Annotated in this window: 3 protein-coding genes; all 3 read right to left on the bottom strand. The window is 32.2% G+C overall.

The features are described from left to right. Nucleotides 1-1,367 (bottom strand): hypothetical protein (locus DEA20_02705; GenBank protein ID HBS48084.1); only part of this gene is annotated, 1,367 nt, incomplete at its 3' end. Between the two features lie 16 nt (nt 1,368-1,383). Beyond that, the gene (locus DEA20_02710; GenBank protein ID HBS48085.1) at nt 1,384-2,070 is read right to left on the bottom strand and encodes a hypothetical protein; all 687 of its coding nucleotides are present in this window, start codon (nt 2,068-2,070) and stop codon (nt 1,384-1,386) included. A 136-nt stretch (nt 2,071-2,206) separates the two neighbouring features. Next, entirely contained in the window at nt 2,207-3,808 is a 1,602-nt protein-coding gene (locus DEA20_02715) for a hypothetical protein (protein HBS48086.1), read from the bottom strand. Nucleotides 3,809-3,841: the final 33 nt, after the last annotated feature.

The raw sequence follows: 3,841 nt of genomic DNA on the forward strand, positions 1-3,841 counted from the left end.
TTCATTGTATTTGAGATTTTTACATCTAGATATGTTACTGAAGTTGTTATACGATTATCTAAATAATTATATGTGTTACTCAATTCTGTATTCAAATATGCAGATGTCGTTAGATAATCACTCCAGATATTGTTCATCGTATTTGTTATGCGAGTATCAAGATATGCGGATGTTGTCAGATATTGCGACCAAATGTTATTCATTGTGTTGGTAATTCTTGTATCCAATGCCGCGGTATCAACTACTATTAAATCTTCATTTGCAACCTGTTTTATTGTACCGCTGTTGAGTAATGTTAAATAATTTGCGAGCGTAGTTCCAAAAGCAATTCCCCCGCTTAAACTATTTTGCATTCCATCTTTCCATAAAGTTGTACCATCAACCGTCAATGTACCAGCGGTATTAAATGTCCAACTATAATTTTTCATTCCCCATGTTGTTGGACCTTCGACATAAATGCTACCGCATGTTGTTGTTAAATTTCTACCCAATTCAATAAACACATTCGACATTACCATTTTCGAATCACCACTAAGAAGCCAAAATGGTTGAATTAAATCCCCCGCTCCTTTTATAGCAATATCTGTCAAATAAAGTGTCGATGCAGCATCAACTACAATATCTCCACCACTGCTTAAATCTAAAACATTTCCATGGCCATTTAAATTATTTGTTCCTATAAATGTCCATGTTGATGAAAGCGACGTATGACTGGTTAAATTTACATCTGTTGCATTGCTCCATGTTATTGATGCTGAAAATGTTAAGGGTTTTCCTCCAAAATCTAATTTATTGTTATTGCATTCAACAATTCCCGGACCAACTATTTGTTTCTGATCCAAAAAACTTAATTTATCTTCCAGCCTTAATCGACCACTGTTTAAATTTATATTTCCGCCGCACACACTTTGGATAGCAATTGTAAGTCCAGCAGAAGAATCAAGTAATGTAATATCGCCAGTAAATTGAGGTTGGCCTTCTATTCTATTTGCAGAATTTTGAACTGAAACAGTTTGCAAAACTTTTCCGATTCCTCGAAAACTATCACTTCCTCGCAAATCCAAAATTCCAGTCGTGTTGTATGTTCCCGTAATTAATAAAGAATTTCCCTGATCTTCTAAAATTCCACCTTTAAAAGCAATATTCATCCCGCTTACTGTCGCATTTGGTGCTTTTACCAGTGTGCCATTGTAGTTAAAAACCGGTTTATCAAAATTCATAGTCGCATTTGGTGCAATCTCCAAAGCTGAAATGCGATTTTTGAATGACAAATTATTTACTGCAACAAGTTGGCTCCAAATAACAAACCAAGCAACTGCAAAAAATATTGTTTGCTTTAGAAATTTAGCGGAAATTTTCATTATCATTACTCTCCTAAAAAAATTAGGAATCTAAATTTTTATAAGTTAATTGTCCTTGCGTAAGTTTTAAATTTGCTCCTGGTTCATATTCAACAAAAAAATTGTTTGCAGTTGAAGATCCATCTCCCAGAAATATTCCTTCCGTCTTTGCTCTTGCTTCGCTTTCCAAAAACGACTGTCCTTTGACATAAAATTGTCCTTTAGTGAAATTTTGCTGTGTTAGCGTAAAGTGCAAAGTACAACTATTTAAAATTAAGGTAGAAGAAGCGTCATCAAAAACAAAAATTGAAGTATTCGTATTTGTCTGCGGATCACAGCTAAAAGTAATCCAAGAATCTATTTCAAGACTTGAATTGGGAGTAATTTTTACCGAGGTTCCTTGGAAAGAAAATTTAGCGCTGGAAGATGTGGTAATCTTGGAATCTCCAATAATTTCCAAATAACCGGATGTAAAAGAATAATCTTTATCCAAGACAATCCAACTATCCATCAATGTTAAAGTTGTTGTACTAGATTCCATCACAAGTCGAGAGCCTGATACATTTGTTAATTTTAAATCTTTTAACTCCAAACCTTCGGTTGATCCGACAATTAAAATCCCAGAATCGCTCAAACTTAAACTATTTCCATCTCCATCGATAATTACTGAAGCTTTGATCAAAACTAAAATAGATAATACAGTTACCAATAAAAAAATCTTTACTTTCATAGAAACTCTCCTCTTTAAAATGTTTATTAAAAAATAAATTAAATTTCAATGTTTTAGAAAGTTTCATCAATAAAAATATGAAATTAACCAAATTTATTTAGCAAAAAAATAATGCCCCCAAAATAAAAATTCGGTATTAAAAGTCTTTATTGAAAGAAATATTAAATTCTAAAGTTTTAGGAACATTGCGACCATAAATTGTATAAATGCACCCAACAGCCATTCTTTTGAAATGACTAAATTGATATAAAAAATTTGCTGCGATTTTATGTTCTGCTTCAAAGCTATTTTTATTAAGATTTATGGTGTCATAATTGGTATCAAAGTTAGACCGACTAGCATAATCTCTATTTTTGCCACGAAATTCGTAATAAATATCTAAAAAACTTTTTCTGCTCAAAAATTTATCTATCACGTTTCCAAATCTAAAAACTATTTGTGATCCTTTTTTCATTTTTATACCAACAGACTGATCCGCCATCATAGCCACATCAGAATCCAAGACATTATATGCATTTTTAAATTGCACATCAGTACCGCCCATTAAAAGTTTATCGCCAACATTTGCACCAGGAGCGGGAGTTACCCCGTCATAAATTTTTCGCTGAGGAATTCTTTTATAAAGATTTGATGGAAGAGGCAAAGAAAATTCAAAAAAGAAGTTAGGATTAATATTATCATCTACTTTTTTGTAACCGCTAAAAAATGCTCCTATTTCCCAAAATCCACCATTACCCAAATCTGGATTCCAAAGTCTATCAGCACTTCCCTCTCTATAGCTTGTTGGAGCAACAACTTTTGCACCCAAAATTAAACTTTGAAAATGACGATCTTTGATTGATGTGTTTGCAAAAAATGTTAAATCCCCAAACCCAACTTCGCTGTCATGTTTGTTGTACCCGATTCCTTTTGCCTGCAAAATGTGATCAAAAAAATCTTCCAAATTTTCATAATTATCAAAAAATTGAGGCGTATAAGTTGATAGATTATTGCGCATTGCAACAGACATTTTTGACTCCATTACAATGTTGTTTTTACGGTTTACAACCGGAAACATAATACCTAATGAAGTCCCTATTTTTTCAAAAAAATGTTGCAGCGAAAAATTTACAAAAGTTTTACGAAAAGATGCATTAAATTTTAACTCTTGATCCGCAAGCTGATAAAAATAATGTTTAGTATCATCATGAACGAAAGGAGTACCACTACCTCCGGTTGAGGATAATAAACTATTTTTCAAAAGTTTGCTTACAGTCAAAATATCTTTTAGATAAATATGGTTTGCTTTAAAAACGTTTTCCGCCATGTTGTGACAAGACCCAGACGGCGAAAAACATTTATTCGCCCAGAGTGACCCAACGGAAATAAAAACTAAATTGTTTTTGTCATAAGGCAAAGCATAAGGGGGAAATGCAGGATATTTGTAAAAATCCAAAGATTCTTTGTTCAAAAAATGTCTTTCAAACTTTTTCTTCTCTTGCAATTTATTATCGTTAACATTTGAAAAAGATCGCTCTTCTACCACTTCGACTTTATCTTCATCCAAGCCTTTGACCAATGATTTCTGCTCTTGTTTATTAAAAGCATCTAATTTCTTTATTAAAAATTCATTTTCAACATTTTTGATTGTCTCCAAATCTATTTTTAAATTATCAAAATCCAAATCCCCTCCCGCTGTTAATTCAAATCGAAAACACAGCGAAAAAAGAAAATAACCTATAAATAATTTTTTATTCATTTAATCTCCAATTTTACAAATCAACTTCTATTT

This window comes from Candidatus Dependentiae bacterium, assembly GCA_003511165.1.
In the GTDB taxonomy this organism is placed as follows: domain Bacteria; phylum Babelota; class Babeliae; order Babelales; family UBA12411; genus UBA12411.

Coding starts and splice junctions, on each gene's coding strand:
- DEA20_02710 (HBS48085.1), bottom strand. CDS start 2,070: ATGAAAGTAAAGATTTTTTTATTGGTAACTGTATTATCTATTTTAGTT.
- DEA20_02715 (HBS48086.1), bottom strand. CDS start 3,808: ATGAATAAAAAATTATTTATAGGTTATTTTCTTTTTTCGCTGTGTTTT.